The sequence below is a fragment of the Pedobacter suwonensis genome (genome assembly GCF_007833675.1).
Lineage (GTDB): Bacteria > Bacteroidota > Bacteroidia > Sphingobacteriales > Sphingobacteriaceae > Pedobacter > Pedobacter suwonensis.
The window spans coordinates 4,316,821-4,339,143 of the sequence record NZ_CP031708.1 but is presented as its reverse complement, the minus strand read 5'-3'; the positions used below and the strand labels follow the sequence as shown (position 1 = coordinate 4,339,143).

At 42.7% G+C, this 22,323-nt stretch carries 25 protein-coding genes and 1 tRNA gene; 1 reads left to right on the top strand and 25 read right to left on the bottom strand.

All coding sequences use genetic code 11. From position 1 onward, the window contains the following. Nucleotides 1-7: 7 nt before the first annotated feature. The 3 genes from DV942_RS17960 to DV942_RS17950 all read right to left on the bottom strand — a co-directional run bounded on the left by DV942_RS17960 (nucleotide 8) and on the right by DV942_RS17950 (nucleotide 3,194). Nucleotides 8-1,219 carry a bifunctional 3,4-dihydroxy-2-butanone-4-phosphate synthase/GTP cyclohydrolase II gene (locus DV942_RS17960; RefSeq protein ID WP_090985683.1) on the bottom strand — a complete coding sequence of 404 codons (1,212 nt, stop codon included), beginning with the start codon at nucleotides 1,217-1,219 and terminating at the stop codon, nucleotides 8-10. 139 nt (nucleotides 1,220-1,358) lie between these two features. Next, nucleotides 1,359-2,717 carry an LptF/LptG family permease gene (locus DV942_RS17955; RefSeq protein ID WP_342354890.1) on the bottom strand — a complete coding sequence of 453 codons (1,359 nt, stop codon included), beginning with the start codon at nucleotides 2,715-2,717 and terminating at the stop codon, nucleotides 1,359-1,361. Nucleotides 2,718-2,813: 96 nt separating this feature from the next. Beyond that, entirely contained in the window at nucleotides 2,814-3,194 is a 381-nt protein-coding gene (locus DV942_RS17950) for an START-like domain-containing protein (protein ID WP_090985687.1), read from the bottom strand. An 879-nt stretch (nucleotides 3,195-4,073) separates the two neighbouring features. On the opposite strand from DV942_RS17950, the gene DV942_RS17945 reads away from it, so the two are divergent. Further along, a tRNA-Met gene (locus DV942_RS17945) sits at nucleotides 4,074-4,147 on the top strand. On the opposite strand, the gene DV942_RS24190 is transcribed toward DV942_RS17945, so the two are convergent. From DV942_RS24190 to DV942_RS17835, 22 genes are all read right to left on the bottom strand, one after another. Next, nucleotides 4,107-5,720, bottom strand: coding sequence for a recombinase family protein (locus tag DV942_RS24190; RefSeq protein ID WP_394355250.1), 1,614 nt, complete (start codon nucleotides 5,718-5,720; stop codon nucleotides 4,107-4,109). The two genes, DV942_RS17945 and DV942_RS24190, sit on opposite strands and share 41 nt — an antisense overlap. A 51-nt stretch (nucleotides 5,721-5,771) precedes the next feature. After that, the gene (locus DV942_RS17935) at nucleotides 5,772-5,954 is read right to left on the bottom strand and encodes a hypothetical protein (protein ID WP_145859850.1); all 183 of its coding nucleotides are present in this window, start codon (nucleotides 5,952-5,954) and stop codon (nucleotides 5,772-5,774) included. A 184-nt stretch (nucleotides 5,955-6,138) separates the two neighbouring features. Further along, nucleotides 6,139-6,816 (bottom strand): hypothetical protein, encoded by a 678-nt coding sequence (locus DV942_RS17930; RefSeq protein ID WP_145859847.1) that lies wholly within the window; start codon nucleotides 6,814-6,816, stop codon nucleotides 6,139-6,141. Between the two features lie 9 nt (nucleotides 6,817-6,825). Beyond that, complete coding sequence (locus DV942_RS17925; protein ID WP_145859843.1) at nucleotides 6,826-7,500, bottom strand: hypothetical protein; 675 nt, start codon at nucleotides 7,498-7,500, stop codon at nucleotides 6,826-6,828. Nucleotides 7,501-7,515: 15 nt separating this feature from the next. Next, nucleotides 7,516-8,340, bottom strand: coding sequence for a DNA adenine methylase (locus DV942_RS17920; protein WP_145859842.1), 825 nt, complete (start codon nucleotides 8,338-8,340; stop codon nucleotides 7,516-7,518). A 5-nt stretch (nucleotides 8,341-8,345) separates the two neighbouring features. Beyond that, nucleotides 8,346-8,546: a hypothetical protein gene (locus tag DV942_RS17915; protein ID WP_131535373.1), complete on the bottom strand. Its 201-nt coding sequence runs from the start codon at nucleotides 8,544-8,546 to the stop codon at nucleotides 8,346-8,348. A gap of 23 nt (nucleotides 8,547-8,569) precedes the next feature. Further along, nucleotides 8,570-9,433, bottom strand: coding sequence for a hypothetical protein (locus tag DV942_RS17910; RefSeq protein WP_145859839.1), 864 nt, complete (start codon nucleotides 9,431-9,433; stop codon nucleotides 8,570-8,572). 20 nt (nucleotides 9,434-9,453) lie between these two features. Continuing rightward, nucleotides 9,454-9,771, bottom strand: a complete 318-nt coding sequence (locus tag DV942_RS17905) for a hypothetical protein (RefSeq protein WP_131535369.1) — start codon at nucleotides 9,769-9,771, stop codon at nucleotides 9,454-9,456. 463 nt (nucleotides 9,772-10,234) lie between these two features. Next, entirely contained in the window at nucleotides 10,235-11,035 is an 801-nt protein-coding gene (locus DV942_RS17900) for a DUF4099 domain-containing protein (protein WP_145859836.1), read from the bottom strand. Between the two features lie 9 nt (nucleotides 11,036-11,044). Continuing rightward, nucleotides 11,045-12,259, bottom strand: coding sequence for an ArdC family protein (locus DV942_RS17895; RefSeq protein WP_145859834.1), 1,215 nt, complete (start codon nucleotides 12,257-12,259; stop codon nucleotides 11,045-11,047). Beyond that, a complete protein-coding gene (locus DV942_RS17890; protein WP_186462340.1) occupies nucleotides 12,252-12,788 on the bottom strand; it encodes a M23 family metallopeptidase in 537 nt (178 codons plus the stop codon). Before DV942_RS17890 ends, DV942_RS17895 begins: the two co-directional genes overlap by 8 nt. A gap of 70 nt (nucleotides 12,789-12,858) precedes the next feature. Beyond that, on the bottom strand, nucleotides 12,859-13,281 hold the full coding sequence (locus tag DV942_RS17885) for a hypothetical protein (protein WP_145859830.1): 423 nt from the start codon (nucleotides 13,279-13,281) through the stop codon (nucleotides 12,859-12,861). 35 nt (nucleotides 13,282-13,316) lie between these two features. Further along, on the bottom strand, nucleotides 13,317-15,359 hold the full coding sequence (locus DV942_RS17880; RefSeq protein WP_145859828.1) for a type IV secretory system conjugative DNA transfer family protein: 2,043 nt from the start codon (nucleotides 15,357-15,359) through the stop codon (nucleotides 13,317-13,319). 9 nt (nucleotides 15,360-15,368) lie between these two features. After that, the gene (locus tag DV942_RS17875) at nucleotides 15,369-16,208 is read right to left on the bottom strand and encodes a DUF4138 domain-containing protein (protein ID WP_145859826.1); all 840 of its coding nucleotides are present in this window, start codon (nucleotides 16,206-16,208) and stop codon (nucleotides 15,369-15,371) included. A 6-nt stretch (nucleotides 16,209-16,214) separates the two neighbouring features. Next, the gene (traM, locus tag DV942_RS17870; RefSeq protein WP_145859824.1) at nucleotides 16,215-17,441 is read right to left on the bottom strand and encodes a conjugative transposon protein TraM; all 1,227 of its coding nucleotides are present in this window, start codon (nucleotides 17,439-17,441) and stop codon (nucleotides 16,215-16,217) included. 9 nt (nucleotides 17,442-17,450) lie between these two features. Beyond that, nucleotides 17,451-17,837 carry a hypothetical protein gene (locus DV942_RS17865; protein WP_145859822.1) on the bottom strand — a complete coding sequence of 129 codons (387 nt, stop codon included), beginning with the start codon at nucleotides 17,835-17,837 and terminating at the stop codon, nucleotides 17,451-17,453. Beyond that, on the bottom strand, nucleotides 17,834-18,457 hold the full coding sequence (gene traK / locus DV942_RS17860) for a conjugative transposon protein TraK (protein ID WP_145859819.1): 624 nt from the start codon (nucleotides 18,455-18,457) through the stop codon (nucleotides 17,834-17,836). Before traK ends, DV942_RS17865 begins: the two co-directional genes overlap by 4 nt. A 4-nt stretch (nucleotides 18,458-18,461) precedes the next feature. Further along, the gene (locus DV942_RS17855) at nucleotides 18,462-19,589 is read right to left on the bottom strand and encodes a plasmid transfer protein (RefSeq protein ID WP_145859817.1); all 1,128 of its coding nucleotides are present in this window, start codon (nucleotides 19,587-19,589) and stop codon (nucleotides 18,462-18,464) included. A 3-nt stretch (nucleotides 19,590-19,592) separates the two neighbouring features. Further along, a complete protein-coding gene (locus DV942_RS17850) occupies nucleotides 19,593-20,315 on the bottom strand; it encodes a hypothetical protein (protein ID WP_145859813.1) in 723 nt (240 codons plus the stop codon). Between the two features lie 47 nt (nucleotides 20,316-20,362). Next, nucleotides 20,363-21,028 (bottom strand): hypothetical protein, encoded by a 666-nt coding sequence (locus DV942_RS17845; protein ID WP_145859811.1) that lies wholly within the window; start codon nucleotides 21,026-21,028, stop codon nucleotides 20,363-20,365. Between the two features lie 4 nt (nucleotides 21,029-21,032). Then, nucleotides 21,033-21,689, bottom strand: coding sequence for a hypothetical protein (locus DV942_RS17840; RefSeq protein ID WP_145859809.1), 657 nt, complete (start codon nucleotides 21,687-21,689; stop codon nucleotides 21,033-21,035). Continuing rightward, entirely contained in the window at nucleotides 21,686-22,309 is a 624-nt protein-coding gene (locus DV942_RS17835) for a hypothetical protein (protein ID WP_244950733.1), read from the bottom strand. The genes DV942_RS17840 and DV942_RS17835 overlap by 4 nt, the downstream gene beginning before the upstream one ends. Between the last annotated feature and the right edge of the window lie 14 nt (nucleotides 22,310-22,323).

The following is a 22,323-nucleotide window of genomic DNA, read 5'->3' as shown; positions in this document are numbered from 1 at the left end:
CTTAAGCCTATCCTTTCATAATGGAATGGCCCATTTTATCTCTTTTGGTGGTTAGATAACGTTCGTTGTGTACATTACTTGCAATTTCAATAGGGATATTTTCCACTACTTCTAAACCGTAACCAATTAAACCTGCTCTTTTGGTCGGATTATTGGTCATTAAACGCATTTTAGTTACCCCTTCTGATCGCAGGATCTGCGCACCTACACCATAATCGCGTTCATCACCTTTAAAACCGAGTTTAATATTGGCTTCAACGGTATCAAATCCGGCATCCTGTAAGTTATAAGAACGCAACTTATTAATCAGCCCGATACCTCTTCCTTCCTGATTCATATACACTACAATACCTTTACCTTCTTTTTCGATCATTTCTAAAGCTTTATGCAACTGCGGTCCGCAATCGCAACGGCAGGATCCAAAAATATCACCCGTTACACAAGAGCTGTGTACGCGTGCCAAAATAGGTTCGTTTACATCCCATTCGCCTTTAGAAATGGCCAGATGCGTAGCGTTATTGTCCAGCTGGGTATAAGCCGTCATTCTAAAATCGCCCCAGGCGGTAGGCAAATCGATGCTCACCTCCTGTTTAATCAAACTGTCTATCTTTAAACGATAGGCAATTAAATCCTCAATAGATATGATTTTGAGCTGATGCTGCTCGGCAATTTTAAATAAATCAGGAAGTCTGGCCATTTCGCCATCTTCTTTTAAAATTTCTACCAATAAACCTGCAGGTTTCATTCCGGCCAAACGTGCCAGATCTACAGCGGCTTCTGTATGGCCCGCGCGGCGGATTACCCCCCCATCTTTGGCTATTAAAGGAAAGATATGGCCCGGCCTGCCCAATTCTTCAGGATCGGTTTTAGGATTAACCAAAGCCAACATGGTTTTAGAGCGGTCGCTTGCCGAAATCCCTGTAGTACAACCATGACCAACCAGATCAACCGAAACGGTAAAATTGGTTTCGTAAGCAGCCGTATTCTTACCCACCATCAGGCTAAGGTTTAACTCTTTACAACGCTCTTCTGTCAATGGAGCGCAGATTAAACCACGGCCGTAAGTGGCCATAAAATTAATGATCTCAGGTGTTGCATTTTCAGCTGCCGTTAAAAAATCACCTTCGTTCTCTCTGTTCTCATCATCTACAACAATAATTACTTTACCAGCTTTTATATCTGCGATGGCTTCTTCTATTGTGTTTAATTTTGTTTGCATTTTATAAGCATTATGGGGAAATGGTGTATAAACCGCAATAAAAACGGTTTTATACTACAAACAATAACCCGTACAAATGTACAACCTTATTGAGCAATATTTTGATTAAAATATCATCTGTAAGTAAAGGAAAAACGGCCTATTTTTCTTTCTTTTTGAAAAACCTAAGAAAGAGCTGTTTGTAATAATCCACATCGAACAAGGCCGAATCTACTGTAGCCTTATAGGTTAGAAAAGCAGCTAGCGGCGACAGCACAATCACGGCAATCCACATCCCGAATATCGGGTTTAAATTGCCCTCCCGAGCTGATTTTTCGGCCACAGTGGTGATAATATGGTAGACCAGGAAGAAACAGATCGCCACCACCACCGGCAAACCCATACCGCCTTTTCTGATGATGGCCCCCAATGGTGCACCAATAAAAAACAGCAGGATGCAGGATGCTGCCAACGTAAATTTACGCTGGTACTCTACTGTGGTAAAAATGATCTCGCCGGTTAAATCTGTTTGGCGCGGCCCCCAGTTGGGTACACGCTGCATAATATTGGCAACTGTATTGTTTGCATTTTCAAGGGCCATTTTCCGCGATCCGTTCGGAATACTCTTTAGTATGACGTCATCAATCACTTTTGGAACGGCTTTAACCCTTGTATAACCCTTAGTCACGTTAAACTGCTTAAAATTACTGGTAAGGTCAGCCACGGTACGCATTTTCATTGTATCCAATTGCTTGGTCAGCGAATCACGCTTTTTCACAATCCCTTTCAGGTTTAACATGGGTGTACTGTTTCCGAAAGCGTTGGGATCGGTGGTACTGCCGTCAAAAGACGACATATCAAAACGGGGAGAAGTTTCTTTAAAACGGTTTCGGGTAAAAATCTGCCTTGGGTTGTACATGCCGTTTTTCGCAGCCTGCTCTTCGTATTGTACACCGTTTTTAAGGTTAAGCACCAAAAACTTACCATCGGCAGTTTTATTCATTTTGCCCTCTCTGGCCAGAATTACTTTCGGAATACCATTATTTTCGCGGTGGTCGTAAATCATGATATTGTGCAGCGTACCGTCCTCCTCTTTTGAATCCACGCGGATGGCATACCCCGGAATTTCATTGTTAAAAACGCCCGGTTTAATTAAAAATGAAAGCTTTTTGTTTCTGATATCATACAAAAGCGAACCAAATTTAAGGTTAGCTTTGGGCAGCATATAGTTGGCAAAAAAGAAAGAGGCTACGGTAAGCATCAAAATTACCACCAACAGGGGGCGCATGGCTTTTTGAAGAGAAATACCTGCAGATTTGATGGCCACCAGCTCATAATTTTCGCCCAATGTGCCAAAAGTCATGATGGAAGAAAGCAACACGGAAAGTGGAAGGGCCATGGATACGTTGGCGGCTGAAGCATAATACATCAGCTCCAGAATGGTGTACCATTCGAAACCTTTTCCAATTAAATCATCAATCCATTTAAACAGAAAAAACATTAACAGAATAAACATCATAACAAAAAATGTTGCTATGAATGGCTTCACAAATGCTTTTATTAACAGAAGATGTATTTTTTTCACCTTACAAAGGTAAACAATACGAAGATAATATTAAGCACCCAAAACGCTAATCAAATAATCGATCTGGTTATCCCAGATTAATTTTTTCTCTGCTAAAAGCTCATCGGTGGTAAAATCGGTAATCGAGAGGGCAACATCGTTGGTTAATTCGTCCTGCACAATTTCCATCTCAAAATAACATTGAGGTTCATCGTCCAGCCACTTAAATTTAACCAGTTTATTTTCCTTCACGGCAACCAGCTTTGCTTTTTGCTGTTCATCATCCCAGGTGAAAGTATATACCTGATCGCGAAAATTCACATCATCCGCAAACCATTGCGACAAGCCGTTCGGCTCACTTATAAAGCTATACAATATTCTTGGTGACGATCTAACTTCGTACTCTAGTGTAAATTTTTTCTTTTCTGCCATTTTAGTACACTACCAGGATAATTTCCGGACAATTTTTTAATATTCTTTTGCTAAAGAAAGGTAATTTATTCTATATCTGCAACAATATAATTTTTATTGGTTTCAGGTGGTGCATTGGTTCATTTGCCATTGGTTGAATGGTCATTAGTCATTGGTTCATTAGTCATTGGTCATTGATCATTTGGTTTATTGGTCATTGGTAGCTTGGTTATTGACATTCGTTGGTGTGTGACCAATTGCAATGCAAAAAGAACATCAATAGCCCGCATTATCCGCTGGTACATAAAACTTTTGCCATATCAAAGATGTATTTTTCGATTGCACTTGTATGTGCCTTGTATTGCTTACATGGTGAAGAAATGCGGGGATTGCCGTAAGCTGTTCAGGAATCGAATAAAAGTTATGAAATTTACCTGTTGTTCGAGACAGGTTAACCCCATGTTTACCCTTTCGTTACCTATTGGTTACCCTTTGCTTACCTATTCTTTACCTATCGTTTACCTCTTGCTTACCTAAAAGGTAAACAAGAGGTCAATAACTGGCACAGGGTGGGTTAAGCAGAAGTTGGCTTGGTCATTTCAAAGACTCACAATCACTGAAACCATTTATAATATTTAGATACACCATTCTTAAGCACGAGAAATTTTTAAGCTGACAGCTATAAACATATACGCAACACAGTATTGTATTGTAAAAACCAGCTTCCTATCAGCGCCAAAGTGAACATTAAAATACTCAAAAAGCAATCAATTTTATTGACTACCAATATCTTAAAGTATTTTTTACATTTATTTTTAATTGAATGTATATTTATCCTATATTTGCAACTCTTAAAAATAACCACATCAATATTTACATTTATCGGTAAATATGAAGCCCGGCGGGGTAGCTCAGATGGTTAGAGCGCAGGATTCATAACCCTGAGGTCGGCAGTTCGATCCTGCTCCCCGCTACCGAATCGGCGAAAGAGGCATAATTCAGATTTAATTCTGGTATGCCTCTTTCCTTTTTAAGCATAATTTGCTGAAAATGAGCGATATACAAAAAGACTAAATTTATTTCACTGGTTCGAACTTTATCGTTTTTCTTATCGTAACTCATACCACTAGGGAACAGTAATGCTTGCAGTTGTTGCTTGGTGTGATAGTCCCCAGAAAGCCAGCTTAAAGGTAGTTGAGTGGCATATTCTATCGCCAACCTAACACATTTCACTAGGTTCGAACTTTTACTTGAGAGGACAAGCAAATTCCGCTCAATTTCCTTTTTTTCCTCTGAATATTTCTCATGATATTTTTTGTAAAGCTCCTGACTGAGATCTTCTTCAATATACCTTTCCTCTAATCGTTCTACTTTCCTCTTTATTTCCCGGTGGCTGTTTTCCAACTCCAAAAGGTCTGCTTGCTTATTCTGAGTCAACTGATTGAATGTCGCGGCGACCTGCTCAACCAATAATTCAATATAATCTATGGCTACGTCAATTTTGAAGAAATCAAGGATATCGGCAAATCTGGAATTTAGCGAGTCTGCATTTTTATTATTACAACAAGCTTTGGTTTTACACTTATAATAATATATATTCTTTTTGCGGTTTAGGTAGCCGCTCAAGGGCTTCTCACATTCAGCACAAAACATAAAGCGCTTCAAAGGAATGTGCACATTCTCCTCATTGAGTGAAAAACCATGAGAAATCTTGTCCAGTATGCCATTAACTTTAAGAAAAAGCTCCCTACTAACCAATTTTTCATGATTGCCGACAACAACCTGCCCCTCTAACATATTATGCACCATCAAGCCACAATAAAAGGGATTTCTAAAAATTTCTGATATACGCTGATGAATCAACTTTAGTCCTCGCTGGGCCAACCTGTCCCGGATGACTTCATTTGACACATTTTCGTACGCTTTCCATTCGAACGCCTGACGAATGAGCCTCCCCTTAGCATTTATAACAATTTGCCTTTTGTTTTTAGAACGGTCGATCTCGAATCCCAATGGAGGGCTAGTCGGCCAATCGCCACGCAATAACATCTCCTTGATACCTGCACTACATTTTTGCTTTCTCAGCTGATTATCAAACTCACCAAACAGGAACAGTAATTTTTGTTGCATCTGGCCTGAAGCACTTGAGGTATCGATAGGTTGTGTTACAGAAATTATTTCTATCCCTAAACGCCTCAACTCCCCACTAAGCCAGATTGAATTATCATTTCTTGAAAACCTTTCCAGGCTGTACACTAAAATAGAAGATATTTTTCCTTTGAATTTTTTCACGAAAGAAAGCATAGCAGTAAATTGTTTTCTCTCATCGTTCTCAGCGCTTTCATAAGTTCCTCCAAACTGAGCGGCGATATTAAACCCGAATTTCTCTGCGTATAGCGTACAGGCCTTCAATTGGGTTCCCAGACTTAAATTATCAGCCTGCTCTTTACTACTAACCCTTGTATAGATAACGCATTCCAAGCTTTTGGAAACTTTTTTATTTTGTTTCCCTTTTGCAAACGAGTCGAAAAAAAAGATTTCTGACATAAATAATACTTCTTTGATTACACTATAAGATACTAATAATCAATTATTTTATCAAGTTTTTTGCTCCCTTTTTTCACTTGCATTAAAAATGATTATAGACATTTTTTTGATAGTAAGGATCACATCCTTTGCCTGCTCCTCGGTAAAATGCGAAAACATTCGCTTTGAAAGCACCTCTTCTATGGTTATATCATGCTGGCGCACAATAGTTTCTATATTTAAATCAAACTCCATATCCATGACGTTTATTTTGAGTAACAAATATTTTTCGAAAGGTATTCTGAAGAATAACAGGATTGGATAATCACAATTAATTACGCTCCTGTTAGAAATAGATGCAAATAGGCATAAACTGGGTGCATCTATCATTAATGTACTCGCATATTGAGATGAGCACATGAGTCTCCCTGTTAATAATTTATCTTTGCAAATCTGAATGATCTATTGCCAAAGATTCAATTACGCCATCGCGGATCACCTCAAATCCCGCTACACGATCTGTATTGTAAATCGCCACTGTTTTTGGTGGCCAAAGTTTCGGGTCGTTTATCTTATCCCAGTCAATCCCAATACCTGAAGGATAATAATCCCAGTTTTCCCAGGCTCTCTCTTTAATTAAAAGTCCGTCGTAACCCAGTACCCTTGTAAGATATTCATTACGGTTACCTTCCCAGTCCATCCCGTAGCAGAGCAGATCAGCAACCTTGTAAAAATCAGAGAGCTGGTCATCGTGCCGGCGATTTAGGTATCGCTCGGAAACTCCGGCGCACAGCAAAATACTCCGGACGCGAGATGCGTCCAGAGCTTTGTCAGCATCCAAAATGCTGGCATCCTTGCTGAGTGTTATCTTATAGATTTTGGCATATCCAAGATTATCAAACCCCGATCCACCGTTCAGTCTTGACTTCTGGAGTACGAGATGGCTAAAAAGGCAGGCGGCGTCCTCACTTATTGAAGTATAAAATGCATTTCCCAGAGTGAGAGCATTCCAGCCAACTCCTTTACCGGACTGGATGTTAATTTTCCCACCGTCCAGTCCAAGCGAGCCATGATAAAGCGCCAGCGATTCTGGGTTTATTTCCTTTACTTTGTTCATAAATTCTGATTAAAGGCCCAAATCCAACACCGGTTGACCCTGCAATTGAAACATTTCAGATCGTCCTCCGTCATGTATTAGACCTATTGAAGCGACTTTTTCCGTGTTATAAATCACGACTGTCGCGGGAGGGGAATTGCGCCAGTCATGCCAGCATCTTCTCCAGTTCACCCCAATGTGGTTAGGTTCATAGTACCAGGGCAGGTAGGGTTTTTGAACAAACAACAGTCCATCATAGCCCATCGATTTAGCCAAGAATTCTTTGGCATTTATTGTCTGAAAGCCACCTTTTTCAATTAGATCAACTACAGCTGGGAATGAGGCCATTTCGGAGTGGCTAAGCATTTTTATATCCGACATCTGTATTCCCGCATGCTTCATAGTACTCACTGAGGCACCGATATCGAGTTTATCAGTTTCGCGCAGCAAATACAAATCTTTGGATAACGAAACACGATAGACTTTTCCTGTAAGTGCTTTTTCGGGATCCAGCCCTAGATCAAACAGTTTTTCCCGCATCATAACATGGCTGTAGAAAAGCGCTATTTCCTTGGATGTGGTTGTATAGAAACCATTACCAAGGGTTAAATCATTTGAGCCAATACCGGTATTTGAGCGAACCTGAATATGATTACCATCGAAATGATCGGTACCATGGTACAGAGCTAAATCTGCTTGGGTCATTTCATTACTTTATTTTCAAACTCCAAATTCCGCCTTTAGGTCTATCGGGTAGTTAGCTGTAAGCACCTCTATCTTGCTTTTTTGCTTTCCTCCTTTTGCATTAACGGAGACCTGTTGCTTTACCGACCATTGATGCCAGCCATGTTCTTTGGCATATTTTTCCAATAGTGGGGACGGATAGGAAGAGAGTAAGAATTTACCCTTTATGCCGGCCAACAAAAACAGAAGCGCTTCAAAATCTGCTTCAGAATAACCGTCGTAGTGACCACAATCAGAATTGTAATAGGGCGGATCACAATAAAAGAAACTATCTGTGGTATCGCGGCTTGCAATGATATAGAGTGCATCCGCGCACTCAATCTGGCAGTTCTGGAGCCTGATCGCCATTTCCTCTACGAAGCCTTCCTTTTTGGAATTTATTTTCTTAGTGGTTGTGTTACCGGATTTATCATAGCCCCAGCTGCTGTCAAGCTGCGACGAAAAGCTTTGTGAGGAAGTCAGCCAGACTGCCCATGCCCTTTTAATCTCCGAAAACATATCCGGGTTGTTATAGATTACCGAGGCCTTTCTGTGCAGATCTCTGGAATGAAGAGAGATCCTGATCTCCTTTTCAAGTGAAGTAAAATCCTCCTTCGCTACCCTATAAAAATTCATCAGTTCTTTATTGGTATCATTAATTACCTCAACCTTTGATTGTTCTTTAGCAAAGAATACCGCCGCGCCACCAATAAAAGGTTCACAGTAAAGCACATGGGGCGGAATTACCGAAACAATGCGTTTGGCTAATTTTTGTTTACCCCCATAATAGCTTATGGGGGTTCTTAATTTTAGTTTGGTCATAAATTCTAATACAAGTCGTCAATACTTAAATCAACTTTTTTCCCCTCAACCATTACCGACACCCTGCACTTGATATCGGGCGTGGCCATACTTTCCACATGATAGCGCTTGCCGTTTAAGTTATGTAGCGGGTGATCTTCCTTGAGATCAAGGGTAACCCATCCGCTTGCGCGGATGCGGTCTATCTTAGCTAAAAGCTTTCTCATTTTTTCTTTGCTGTTACAAGAGATTATCTCCCTATTTCCTCGCTTTGGGAGGTATCACCATCCCGCTGGTTTTCCCAAGGAAACCGCTCTTCTGTATTGCCGGCATCGATTTCGCTTTTCTGGGAAGTTCTTTGTTCAGCCGAGGCCGTGCTTTCTTTTTGCTCTTCTTTTTTAGGAAAGATTTCATCCTGGCGGATAATGGCCATGTTCTTATCATAAACATCAAGTCCCTTAAACTGGGGATTCGCGGTTACCATTACAGCAGCGGCTTTCTTACCCACCATCATCTCTGCCGGTGCCATATGGCCACTTCTCAACATTTTCATCATACCATCCTTTCCAAGTTCTGTAAGACCCTTGAACGGATATTTGTCTATGGCATCAGATAGCTCAAACTTGAATTCGGGGTAGAATTTTTTCAGGGGATGATTCCCATAGGCATCCTGAACATCAAGGTTGAGCTTAAACCAAACCTTTTTCTTTTCCGAACCCTCACTGTTTTCCAATTTGGTATAAACATCCCGTTCAAGTGAGTTCCCAGAGAGCAGTTTATAGGCCTGTAGCGCCGTAATCCGGTTGTCCCTTTCCAGATCAAAGACCTGTCTGATAGGCAAGGCACTTCCGGCCTTATTCAGAGTTACCTCATAATCGTTCAGAAAATACATATCGCTCTGCTTGGAGCGGTTGAAGTTCAGCATGAACCTGACCTGATCGGAACCAATTGCAGGATTCTTTTTGGCGTTGGCAGATGTGTAGCTTTGCGTAACTCCGAGGGTAAAAGCAGGGAGTTCCCTGGAAATTGCTGATTCAAGAACATCGTTAAGTTTTGTTCCAAAGCCCAGATAATCCAGGCTCTTTTTTAGATAATCTAAATTTTGTTCATTCATAAGAATATATTATTAATTAATCAAAATAGGCTAAGCTGTTGCTCAGGCTGGGGAGGGCTATAGCCATTTTCCCGGGCGAGGTGTTCGCCAAGGGAGACTGCCAGTTCCTCGATGGACGCATATCCGCAATCCTTTAAAAAAGCAGAAAAGAGAAAATGTGACCGGTAGCCGGTGCTGGATATAATATTGGAATCTGAGCGAAACTCCAGGTGTACAACGGTTGGCTCTTTTTCATCATTTCTTTTGCTGGGCCAGTTGTACACATAATTGACATTGACATCGAATCCGAATACCCGGATATCGAGACCTATATCCTGTTTGAAAATTTCTGGAATCATGGAAATGGATTTTACCGGATTTGCAAAGGCCTGACAATGGTCCTAAATCCGGTGATCTTACAAAACCTATTAAGTGAAAAGAGTGATTCCGCACATGAAAATTCACATGACTTAAAAGTGAAAATTACATGATGGGATAAAACCAGAAAAGTTGCGTCAAATCCTTTCAGCCATAGCGAAATCTTACAGGTTAATACGATTGCAGGCAGATCATCTCCGAATACAGTCACGAATTTCGAATTGGGGAATACCAAGCTGATGCGTATTATAACTTCCGGAAGAGCAAGAAAACCAAATATTGCCAGCGCGGCATCCCGAAATTTGACTGATGTAACATCTGATAGAACGTTTAGACAATCCCTTTTTTCATAAAAAAGATAAACGGTACGGATACATATCTCTGGCAGCCCGTAAGGAATCAGGTATGCGAAACCATCGCACATAACCCATTCTCTGTCCATATTTATCTGGATACGCCATGACTATAGCCTCGGCTATACTCGCTTTTGAACTCATCAAGTTCTCTCTGCTGCAATATCTCATCTGAAATTGCGGCATCGTTTTTTTTCATTTCCAGGAACGCGGATTCAAAGCCTGGTGAAAAGGGAGTCTGATGGATACTTGAATCCATGATGGGAGCGAGATCTTTTAACAAAAAACTGGCGGTTTTACCATCTTTCAAAAAAGTTAAGATAAGTGCTGTACGGCTGGCTACGATTCCCTTGGGCTCACTGGCCCTATGCTGGATCATTGTCCCATCGATTAGCTGCACAATACGTCCTAGGGCAAAATCCTTACTTTTCTTTGCATCTAGTTTCTCTCCGTTGATCTGAAATGGAACCTCCACTCCTTTTGGATCATAGGAAATGAACTCCCTGGTTTCACTATCATATTCAAATACGATAGTCCTATTTGTGCCATCAGGAAAATTAATGGGTTTTGCAAGATTCTTAACTTCTCCTGCAATCAGCGCATCAGCTTCAATATCCAATAAATCCGGAGACAGTTTCGGCTCCTTGTAAATAGGGTGCAATTTTATCTCGTGGAGACTATCTTCATCCAGGTTTAAGGATAGCTTAGCATCCAGGCTATCAATAGCAAAAGCCTCGCTGACCAGATTCTGTAGGTTCACTAAAGAAGTTCTCCTGCCCGAAAGAAGTGCAGCAATGTCTGTGTCGTCCAATAAGTACCTGGCCCCGTCGTATAGCCCTAGCCTGGATAGCTCTGCAACAGGCAGGGCTTCCCCAATAATTATATTTTTCATAAATTCCTTTTATCTGTTTAAATCAAGATGTGATTGGTTCACAGCTTCGCCAATTTGGTTAGCGTGCTTCTCATTTTGAAACTCAGCACCCATTTCGCGCTTGAGGTATAAAAGCGCTGCGTAGAGTTTATCTTCCCGGCTCATTGTAAATGCGTTGCCGTTCAGGCTTTCATGCATCTTCAGCCTTCCCTGTTTTAAATGGCCAAGAACCTCATAGACCGATCCGTTATAGGGAATCTTATCTCCCGTGGTGAGATACCCAGAAGTTTTTCCAGGAGCAGGCTGCATTGCATTCAGGGAAACCTTTTCATTGGTAATCTCCTGCTTTCTTTCTATATCCATGATATAGCCAAGAATACGCTCGGCATCCATGGAAGCAGAAAAAATCTCAAAAGGATTGTTCTCCAGAATCGATATCCAGCTTTCCACATAGGCATAATGCTGTCCCGGGTCATGTCCTATACCAAGTTCCTGTCCAATAAGCATCGAAGCGATTTCTGCCCTGAGTTCCTCCCTGGCATAGCTTGCATCTCCAAAGCCTTTACCCATGTCACGGTTCAACCGGTCTGGATGCCCCGTCCAGTGGCCCATTTCGTGTAGCAGTGTAGCATAATATTTGTGGCCTTCAGAAAACCAGTCCTTGTAGGGAAGCGTAATAGCATCCCTTTTTGGGTCATAAAAGGCATTTGCGGAATATTGGTGAAAAATTACTGCGCCTGAGGAGGCAATGAGATTCTCTGCCCGCGCAACCGGTGCCCACTCGGTGCCTGGCTTTTCCCTTTCCAGTTTGGGCATGCCTTCGATCTGCGCGGCATTAAATACGTAAGCATTGCGAACAATGGCATGGGGAAGTTCCCTAGTTTCCTTTATGGGCTTTCCGAACTCATCATGGATAACCTTTCCTGAAGCGTCGCGCCTGGTTCGCTCATCACTTGTTTTAACAAACTGGATGAGCATGGATTTCTCTCCCTTTCTCACCTGCATTCCGCTTTCCTCTGCCTGCCTGTAGGTCATCCATCTTGGATCTTCCCTACCTGCCATCAAAAGCGATAGCGCATTGATTCCCTTGTATCTATTGCCGCTCTGAAAATTGTAAGGCATTAAAAGAGGAATGCCCCCTGAATCCCATGGAATCTGCCAGGGTGCGGTTCCGGCGCGGAGTGCCTCAATTACTTTCTCGGCAACCTGAACGTGCAGGGGTTTATGAACATCTTTTTTATCCATCTTGCTCTTCCTCCGTATCCGCAAAACCAATTCCGTAAACCCAGGCCTCGTCCTGATTCAGTTCCACTTCTTCTACCATCGCGAGTAGTTCCAGTTTTTGCCTTAGGGTCAAATAGGCTGAATTTTCCATAAAATTTATTTGATTAATTTTGGCTACTTTATAGTAGCAAAGAATAAAGTTTACTGGATCAATGTAGACTCGCCCGATGCGCAAACTAAAATGCAGGTGTTCGCCAGTCACCCTACCGGTAGATCCCGTAACCGCTATAACTTCCCCTGAACGGACTTCTTCACCCTTTTGAACCAGAATAATGGAGAGGTGGCCATATATGCTTTCAAGGCCTGAATGATCAATCCTTATAAATTTTCCCAGAATTGAATTAAAGCCTACACCGGATACCTTTCCGGCAAGAAAAGAAAATACAGGCTCATTTCTTGCGTGAAGATCAATGCCACGATGGAAATCCGCAAAATGGGTAACAGGATGTATCCTTTTACCAAAAGCGCTATTTACCTTTATTGAATTCAAAGGCAAGGAGATTTGGGAGTAGCAGGAGAGAGAAGAGCAAACAAAAATGAGAAGTACACCTGGCAAAACCCTAACGCTCAAAAGAAACCTCTTCGCTGACATTTATATTGTGATTTCGTGAAATATAGTCCTCCAGGGAAATCATGCTCCTTTTCATGACCTCTGGATTTTCGACAGCAATCTTCATCGCAGCAGAAATGTGACCATAATCTGAATACTCTTGTTTCATATTAATATCGAGCAGGTCTTTAAAAGTACCGGCATCCATATCCTTTACCCCGGTCATAATATCCTGATAAAGCTCCCTTTTATCCTTTAGCACAAGGAGGGCATCTGAGGAATACCTGCCTAGTGGGCCACCACCAAAGCCGACGCTAATGTTATCTTTTTGAAGATCCGCTATTGCAATTACACCTATCTGACCCTGTCTGGAAACAGGATCTGTTGTCAGCTGGGGATGTACCACCACAAGCTGGCCGGTTAATTCTTCCATAAAAATTGATTTTAAGATTGAAAAAAATAGTTTGTTTATCGCTTCATACCGCCTGCCATGGAGGCTTTGGGACTTTCGCCATTTTTTGGGACGGCAGCCTCGGTTCTGAATTTTTTAACCAACACCTGTATTTCATCATTTATGCGCATGAAGTTTTTACGGAGAATCTCATCCTTTTTTCCTGCGAAATCATAATACAACGGCATATCAGGGTAAGCTTTTTCCTCTCTGGCTATCGCCTCCATATCAAGATTCACCCTGCAGTTGATCGCCGAGGTATCATACTTCCCGGTATATTCTTCTACCGCATCCGCTGCAAGCATACCAACGAGCTCTCCGGCCTTCAATGATGCGATCTTACCTGCAGGAATCAGCGATTCTAGTTTTTCCGAGAGCGACACCGATGTCTTGGTTCTATCAATGGACAAGCTCTCTGACTGTTGCTTAACTTTCCCAAAAAGCCGCTCCAGCCATTCCAGCGTTTCCTTGTTCCTTACCGAGCCAGAAAGTACATTTCCTACTACCGAGGTAATGGTGGTTGCGGTATCCTTTCCATATTGCTGCTGAAACTGTGGAAGCTCCTGGAGTCCCATGAGTACAGCTACCTTATTTGATCTGGCAGTGGCAATGAGATTTTCGATGCGGTGCACAAATAAGGTTGGCAGCTCATCAATAATCAAGGCCGAGGGCCGGTTTCCTTTAGAGTTGATAAGCCTGGTCAGCCTGTTGAGCACTACAGAATAGCAGGCGGAATTGATATTCTGTGTATTGGGATCATTGGCAAGGACTAATATAGAGGGCTCCGCCCGGGATGAAATCTTTAAGTTGAAATCATCCCCAGAAAAAACCCAGAACGTCTCTTTAGTAGCTAAGCGGGAGATGAATACCTTTAGCGTTCCTATCTGCCCCTCTAGCTGGTTGAAAGCTTTAGCCTGCCATGCAGTGGCAAATGGAGAAAGTAAGCTCCCAAGCTCAGGATTGGAAAATAGCACCGAAAAAATCTGCTCATAACTGCAGTTCAAAAATGAAAGTACGTGCGGAAAAGTAGAATACTTCCCTCCCTGGTACTGAGAAAAGAAATAAATGCAGGAAGAAAGAAAATTTACCGCACTCTGGGTAAAGAACTGATCGCTACCACCGGATTTATCCCCTTTTTTCAAGGCTTCAACCAGTGCTTCCGCTGTTTCGCCAGCATCGGCGAGCGTTACTATGTAATCTGGTCTTAATACATTTATCCTCCTGCTCCGCTCTACCTGGGTTAAGTTGATGACATGAAAATCAAAGCCTGAGAGCCTGCCCTGCTTTTTACCCAGGAGATAATGGTAATAGGCGATCTGACCCAGGTCGGGAAACTTAAAGTCATAACAGCAGATACAGAATTCCTTAAAGATAAGCTGCCGGATAAAGGGCATAACAATGCCAAAACTCTTGCCCGAGCCCGGGGTTCCGATCAAAAGCGTTCCGCGAAAGATGTTCTCTATGTTTATGAAGCCCGAATGTACTTTCCTGCGGTAATAAAAAAGTGAGGGGATGGTAACTGCAAATGGTCCGTTCACAGGCTTTCTTGCCTGCATAAAGGATTCTTCCTCGGTATTCCACTTATCTTTACCTAAAGAAGAGCTGATAATCTTGGAAACATTGTCCATCGCTAGGTGCACCAGGATCGTCCCTATCAACAATAAAGAGATATACCCGATATCCTGCCAGCTGGTCAGATAAAAAACCGCAGTCCCCTTTTCACCAAAAAAAAAGATACTGGCCGCCATTAAGACTAACCCCAATACCAGCGGATAAATGATCGCTGTTTTAGCATCAAGATCTTTTTCTTTTTTGCTCAGTGTCCCGATTGAAACCAGCGAGATAAGCAACAACGAGAAAAACCGGCTGTAGAGCGGGTGTTGGTAAATAATAATCCGTGACATGCGCACCAGAAATCTGGCGAGCCCGATTTTCTCTGCACCAGAATCAGTTAACAGCTTAGTTGCATAGACAAACATGAGCACATCTAGCAAAAGGGCGAGATAAATGGCAAACTGAAGGAAGCGGTGCAGGCTCTGTTGTTCCTTGCTTTCTTCCATAATGAAACATTAAAAGGTGTCGGCGTTTAGGATATCGGAGTACCTTAATGAAGCGCGAAGATTTCTTCCGGAAATCTGCTTTTCCGATAATTCAATACTGAATTCCTTGTCACCGGGAAAGGTGGTTTTTTTAATGATATAAATATTACGATAGGATTTCGAAAATCTTTCAAAGGGATAAAGCTGAAAAACCGGCTTTAATTCTATGGACTGGACATTGGTAGATTTATTGATCTTTCTGTCCGCTATCTTAAACCTCAGCTCGTCGACATCAAAGATGAGATTTGTGGAGTTCTGGAAGCTCAGGTCAAGAAGGATACAATCGCCAAGGGTATAAACCCGGTTGACAACCAGAGATATCCCGAAGGCTGATTCCTTTTTAATTTTGACATCCCCCCTACGCTTTAGCAGGGAAAGTGCATTGCTCTTCATCTCGTTCTGTGATAATCCTATCCCCGAAATGTCAAGGGATCTCATATAGGTTGGCACTATATCGATTTGTGTGGAAATCAGTTCAGGATTGGAAGGCGATAAAAAGGAGAGTCTGTACTGGGCGATAAAGGTTTCTCCGACAATGGTAACCAGGCCAGCATCGCCGCTGGAACTAAGTGCGGCAACAGAGTCTGGAATCGCCTTGATCCTGAGAATGTTCTTTTCCGGAAGGTCACCAATCAGCGAACTGCTGGATAGGTCTACATAGGAAATTTTCTCTGGCGAGATGAAATGGAGTGAAACTGAACCCGATATTCCGATTACCGGAATATCGGCAACGGTAACTGAGTGTGGCACTTGCGCATAGAGCGCCAGCGAGCTCAGGAAAATTTGAGCTAGGAACAATATTTTTTTCATGAAATTCTAATAAGATTGTTGTTTTCTTTTTAGCTCATTGGGATCAATGAGATAAACCTGGGTATTGTATCTGACCTTTACCTTATTGGACCGGATCAACTTGTTTACCGCTGTTGTTGTAGACTGGAACATCTTGGAAAGCACCCCCATAACGAGTTGGTTGTTATTTTCCGCCATCTGCTGTATGGTAATCCCTTGCGTGCTTGAACTGCTCATGTCCCTGGTAAATTCGCGAAAGGCGGATGATGGAACATAAATACCGGCCATTCCGTCGTTGTCATAAACCTGAAGATTTACCGGCAGAATTTCCCCGCCGTAGAATACTGATGAGATCACCAAGGAAACCCTTTGGGCAGAAAATCCTGAAATAGTTGCATAGAGGTAGGTGCCTTTAGGGATCATAAACTTGCCGGCCATGATATCATCAGTCAGCCTTATACGCAGGCGCGATCCGGAAAAGCCGGTAATATCCTGATCAATGATCGCAGAAATAGGGCGTTCGCCATCTCCTGAAACTATGGTATTGAAGCCAGCTGAAACGCCATGCGATCTTTTGACCGGAATGATTTTCTTGCTTTTGGCTTCTGCTTCGGCCATTTTCAGAGCCCGTTCTTTTTCCATATTCTCCTTTACAGCGGGATCATTAGCTTTCCCCATACTGTCGACAAGAGCCATCTGTGCCCGAAAAAGCTGCATGGGATCGGATGGGTTTTTAGCGTTATCAACCTCCTTATTTACCCTGTTCTCCTGCATTTTTATCTTCGACAGTGCCGAGGCGAGTGCGATGTCCTGCTCAGTTCTGGAAGGATTCCGCGACTTTACAAAGCTCTGTCCTGCCGCAGCATATCCATGGTTTACATTTTCCGGTCTGCCTGGCAGACCATATTTTGCCTTCATTACCTGGTCAATGGAATCTAGCATATGCTTTTCCCTCGAATTGTAGGATGAGCTTACCTCTGCCAGCTGCTGGTTTTCTTCACCAATACTACTAACAGCAGTGTATCCATCGGCCTGCTTGAATTTATTTCTAAAGGCATCCAGCTTTCCCGAAAGCTCCTGGTTCCTAACCTGCTCGGAAACATTTGCCACGTTGGTCTGTAGCGAATCTCTTCCCAGGACTATTTTACCTTCTTTTCCAAAACTGCTTTTATAGACATAAAAGAAGAGAAAAAGAAAAGGCAGACAGATTATGGGAAGTGCGTACCTGGGCTTTTTTAAATCTATTTTTTTCATATATTTTAATTAATTCTTCGTGTGGCCGGCACGCTCAAGCTCGGCAACCATACTGACCATTAGCAAGCTGTCTCGGGTATTTAGGGTTTTCTTGGCCAATAAAACTTTCAGCGCTTCCCTAATTTCAAGAGTTCTTTTAAGCTTACTTACAGTTGTTCCTATCTCGCTAAGCCCGCTCTCAACTTTTAGCAGTGCTTTTTTTTCTACAGGGGCTTTTTTGGATTCCATTCTCAGCAGCGTAAAGCACAAGAGAAAAGAACTGGCTAGTAGCAGCACCATAGATGAGAAGATAACCTTCGGATATTTTTTAAAAAAACCTGATATGGAGGCCAGGAAGCGTTCGATCAGATCAGAGAACTCATTTCTGAGTTCTGAAAACACAGTTGTCTTTTTCATTGGAATGCATTTTTATCTATAGTTGAAATATCCCTGTTCTCTAATGTCTTCCATCTGGTAATCAAGACCGCGTGGGGATTATTGTCAGATCTTGTTTCAAGATCGACCAAACTTCCCTCCGTGATAAGCGAGCGGGTGACGCTTGAGCTTCTCCTGTCTATTTTCTGCGTACCATAATACCGGAAATACATTCTTTTTTCATCTAAAAAAACAGAATCGGTACGGAGCGTGAGTACAGCAGAGGAGGAGAGAATAGAGGTAAAAAAACCTTTTTCCTTCAGATTATTATACTGAAGGGCACCACTTTCATCAATAAGGTACATGGCCTGTTTCATCTGATATTCTATGAACTTATCATCTGGTACTAGCGAAAAGAAAAGAGAATGGAATTTTGCAATATGTGCGCGGTATTCTGCTGCTCTGTTTAGCTGCACATCGGTCTGTTTCGCCAGGATTGGTGTTCCCGAGGGGTCAAGAATATAAATACTTTTACGAGAATCCCTAACATATCCATAGGCAAAAAAAGAAACAACAGCGACTACCGATAGACAGAGCAAAAAACTTCCCAGCGAAAGGAATGTGGCTAGACGGATTTTGGATTCGATACTTTTTATCATCATCTCTCTATCCTCCCATTATCTGTCCGGCAACCCTGGTCATGCTTGATGCACCTCTTCCCATAGAACTTGCTGCAGAAGATACGCCCGATGTGGATACTATCCATGTTGAAATGCTCGGCACGGTAAGCATAGTTAGTGCACCGATGATAAAGGTTACGATTACCATTCCAAAGGAGAGAACTCCATTACTGGCAAACCATCCAAGTTTTTCAAGGCTTGCCCCGCCAGTCCCAACAAGCTCCTGATAACGGGTAATTTCTGCCTCAAGCGCATAATGCTGAAAGAGAGAGGCTACATACATCACTAAATAGGCAATACCGGAATAAAGGTTTACGGAAATGAACCTTGCCACCCAGGTCGAAAAGGAATCCCTGAAAGCTGGCAGAATAGAGACGGCTACTGAAAAGGGGCCTAAAATAATCAGTATCGTGGAAAAGATGATCTGAATGATAAAAATAATATAGGTGCAGACCCTGAGTATCCATATAGCGAGTGTCTCCAAAAGAGAGGTAGCCAAAAGTTGCAGACCAACCTCCAGCCTGTTTCTCATTTCCACAATGGGATTCCAAACCTCGGAAAACCCTTCTTTTACCGAGGATTTCACAGATTCCCAGGCATTTTCATACCAGGTATCAGCCTCTGTTTTTGCTGTCTGCGTTTCGGCCTGAATTTTATAGAGCTGATCAGAAACCTCTACCATGAGCTTTGCCCTTTGGAGCCTGAGGTCATTGATCTCGGTCTGGCTTCCATCGAACAGTGCCGAGGTCTTTTGCTCAATCACATCGGTTGGATAGGCAATTACCCTGGTAAATATGCTCCACCATAAGATTACCATGGTTAGCCCAAAAGGGCGAAGTAGCGGCATTATTTCGAGCTGTTTATCCCCCGAAATCATCTCGTAGCTTTTAATAGCAAAAAAGATGAGCATAAAAATTGCTGCCAATGCCTGCGCATCTGCAATAAAGGCATCATAGTGGGTCCAGATCGTATTTTTCATCTCATGAAGAAAATGCATCATCCCTTCCTCATAGACACCGTTGCCCTGAAGAAAATTAAAAGTGTCCTTGAAAGAATCGGGGACAGACTGCACAAAAAAACCGGCTGTGCCGGTTATAACATTTAAAATATCCATTGCTTATAGTTTTGATTTTTTAAGGATATCATTTGCAATTTGTATATCGCTCTTTGATGATGCTGGTTTTGGAACCTCACCAGACCTCAACTTCTGGGCAGATGAGCGGATAGAGAGATAGGTCCTTGCCCTGGATTTCTTGGTTTCCCAGCTAGCCGAGAGTTTCCTGAACTCTGCAAGCATCCTATGATAGGCCATTATCCTTGATCCCCGGTCTATGGTAGTCGACCTCGCGATTTCAAGTCTTTCAAGAAGCGCATGGCTTTCCTCCCTGAACCAGTCAAATAGCCCCGTAGAGATCATGTATTTCTGTTCAGCAAACGAAAGGCCTGCAAGCATATCGGAATCTATCTGATTTAATAACCCTTCAAACTCGTTTCGATAGTACATGAGCCAAAGGGGATCGGCGAAAGCCAGTGCCGAAGAATAATTGGAGGCCTCGCTCAGCGCCGTATTGCGAAGGGTATCCGCATGCAATTTGTAGAGATTATCCGTGTTTTGCATGGCGGCAGCAAACATCATCCGCTGCGTCTGTGGCCCAACCGGCCCCAAGGGCCTAAGATCTGTTTTGGGATAATTTGGATGAAGTGCCCAGGTAATCCAGTAATCAGGGTTGAGCCCTAAAAACCCTGGTTTGGGCGTAAACTTATCTGCGTCCCATTGCTTAAAGACCATGCGCTCCTGTTGATAGGTAATGTGTTTGTCTGTAATCTTTTTCTGGGCCATGACTAGCCGAGAGGGAAAACATAGAAAAAGAATCAAATAATATTTTTTCATTGCTTTAAAAGTTTTGACTTAAATAAAATATCATTGCCCAGGCGCAAATCCTGATTGATGAAGCCCTGATAAGGGTTGAGTGAGCGGAACATACCGTTCATTTTTGCCCAGTACATGGATTTTTTCATGCTGAATACCAGGGCACGGATGACGCGGAGCTCTAGGGCAATTTTCTTAAGCAGCGCATCGCGCTTTTCGAAATCCATGAGGACATTTTCGCCTTCCTTCAATACAAAACCAGAGACTTCTGAAAAAAGGTTTACCCCCCTATCCTTTACCTGGCGGGAAACGTCTTCTGCAAAAAGCAGCAGATGGGGATCTGATTTGGCTATATCAATCATCCCGGCACTTTCCGATGAAATCTCGGCAACCAGCGAGCCGATCTGTCTGACCGCGATTGCGGTTTTGAGCCCCTGATCAACTTCTCTTAAGGAAGACAGGATTAATGATTGAACCATAACGACCGCGCCCAGATTGAGATTAATATCCGAAAGGCGGTTGTTGATCGTATTTAAATAACTGTTATACGTATTTTCAGCTGCCAGGCGTACTGCGCCATTTTCATTTACGATATTAAAATGCCCACGGTCAAAAACTACCCTTTGAGCCTTACTACAATAGTGATTGACCAGCATTAAAAAAATTAAAATAAGCAATTTCATAACATCAGTTTTTTAGGATATCTTTTTTTCGCAGAATTTCATCTACCAATTTTTTATCGGTATTGATAAATTCCGAGAAAGGATTTAATCTATTCAAGGTCTTTTTTCTTGAAGAATATTGAAGGGTTACCGCCAGTCCTCTGGATGCCCCGGCTATCAGGCGGAGTTCAGTGAGCACATGGGAAAAGAGCATTTTGCGGTCACTCTGCTTCATCTGGTTGATGTCCTGCATAGAAAGAGCAAGTCCGTACAAAAAATTCAAAAGTGCATGTGCCCGATCCCCCATATCCAGCTCTGCCTGTATGGCCAGAACGGAAAGTACAGGATCGTGCTTGCATAAATCAAAAATCGTCCCCTGGCTTCTGGTAATATCAGCGATCAATGGATAAGCTTCGATTCCGATCTGCGCCGCATCAATAGCAAGTCCCAAAGTTTTGAATCTGGACTGGATATCCCTGTATTTATTCTTTAATCTTACCATCAGGGTTTTGTTTACCTCCTCATTTGCAGTGGATCCCGCCTGCCTGTCCCTCGCATCAGACTGTTTTCCGTGTTCTGTTTTGCTATTACCCACGAGCTGGTGCAAAAGCCCGACATTCAACTGCGCATGAGCAGCCATTGATATAAAAATCATAGCCGTGATAAATGCTGCGCTTTTCATTGCTTGAGCATCTTGGCATTCCTGATAATATCATCCGCTATGCGTTTATCAATATTGATATATCCGGCATAAGGGTTTAGGGAATTTAAGATTCCGCGCTGCTTTGCCCAGTACATCGTACGGTACATGCCATAGGCTACTCCCCGGAGGATGGTAAGTTCTGTGACGATCCTATTGAGAAGCTTTGCCCGTTCACCGGAATCCATCAGTGCCTCCCTCCCGTCTTTTAATACAAAAGAGCTAACCTCGGTAGCAAGGTTGATCGAACGGGTTTTGAACTCCCTAGCGCCTCCTTCGGCAAACAGCAGTAATACCGGGTCGCCAGAGGCTAGATTAATCGCCTTATTCACATCAATGACAATATCCTGAGAAATCTCATAAATATCCTTAACAGAAAGCAGAGACCTCATTACCCCTGAAACCTCAGATAAACCTCTGTAAATAGTGGATTGAAGGTCGTTTACAATTCCAAGCTGACCGGTTACCGCTAACTGGGCTCTCTGCACCAGAGTAAGGTTGTCACTGGTTCGGGACAGACCGCTGTTCATCACCCCTGCATGGGCGGCCGTGGCCGCAGCGGTTGTTGGGTCGACGTATATTTGTGCGGAGGCCGATTGCATGAAGATTCCAAATA